The sequence below is a fragment of the Mycobacterium sp. SMC-13 genome (assembly GCF_045311035.1).
Taxonomy (GTDB): domain Bacteria; phylum Actinomycetota; class Actinomycetes; order Mycobacteriales; family Mycobacteriaceae; genus Mycobacterium.
Window position 1 is genome coordinate 1 of the sequence record NZ_JBJIAI010000095.1, and the last position, 1,070, is coordinate 1,070.

The window sequence follows — 1,070 nt, forward strand, 5'->3', positions numbered from 1 at the left end:
TTGAGGAGGTCGATCGGCCGGCGCTCAAGCCATTGCCGGCGAGCCCCTACGTACTCGCCGAATGGCGGATCCGCCGCGTCAGCCTCGATTACCACGTCGAGGTGGAGAAGCATTACTACAGCGTCCCGCATCGCTTTGTGCGCGCCGAGGTCGAGGTGCGGTTCACTGCCCGCACCGTAGAGATCTTCCACAAGGGCGAGCGGATCGCCGCGCATCAGCGCATGAGCGGTAATCACAAACACACCACCGTGCCGGAGCACATGGCCTCCAGCCATCGGCGCTACGCCGGCTGGACCATCGCGCGCATCCGACAGGACGCTGCCGCGATCGGGCCGGCGACCAGCGCTTTGTGCGACCTCATTCTCGACGAGCGCTCGCACCCCGAGCAAGGCTTCCGCGCCTGCCTCGGCATCCTCAGGCTCGCCGGCTCCTATGGGCGCGGACGGCTGGACGCCGCGGCTGCGCGGGCGATCGACATCGGCGCGCGCACCTACGGCTCGGTCAAATCGATCCTCGCCAACAATCTCGATCGGCGTCCCGCTCATCAGCGCTCCGCGGACGATGCGCCGATCCTGCATGCCAACATCCGCGGACCGCGCTACTACAACTAGGAGACCATCCCTTGCTCACCCATCCGACCCTCGACCGCCTCAACGCCCTCGGCCTCCACGGCATGGCCAATGCCTTCGTCGATATCGAAGCAACCGGCGAGGCCGCAAGCCTCGGTCACGCCGAATGGCTCGCGCTGCTGCTCGAACGTGAAGCATCACTGCGCCACGATAAGCGGCTCGCCACCCGCCTGCGCTATGCGAAGCTGCGTCAGCAAGCGTGCGTCGAGGACATCGACTACCGCACCCCGCGCGGCCTCGACCGCCCGCTGTTCGCCAAGCTTGTCGAGGGCCGCTGGATCGATGACCATGCCAACCTGCTGATCTGCGGCCCGGCCGGCGTCGGCAAGAGCTGGCTCGCCTCGGCGCTCGGCCACAAGGCCTGCCGTGACAATCGCTCCGTGCTCTATCAACGTGTTCCGCGGCTGTTCGATGACCTCGCTCTCGCGCGCGGCGACGGTC

Annotated in this window: 2 protein-coding genes; both read left to right on the forward strand. The window is 67.1% G+C overall.

All coding sequences use genetic code 11. The features are described from left to right. Positions 1 to 611: Mu transposase domain-containing protein (locus ACJH6I_RS31835; protein WP_406785199.1), on the forward strand; the 611-nt coding region annotated here is incomplete at its 5' end. Between the two features lie 11 nt (positions 612 to 622). After that, positions 623 to 1,070 (forward strand): ATP-binding protein (locus ACJH6I_RS31840; protein ID WP_406785200.1); only part of this gene is annotated, 448 nt, incomplete at its 3' end.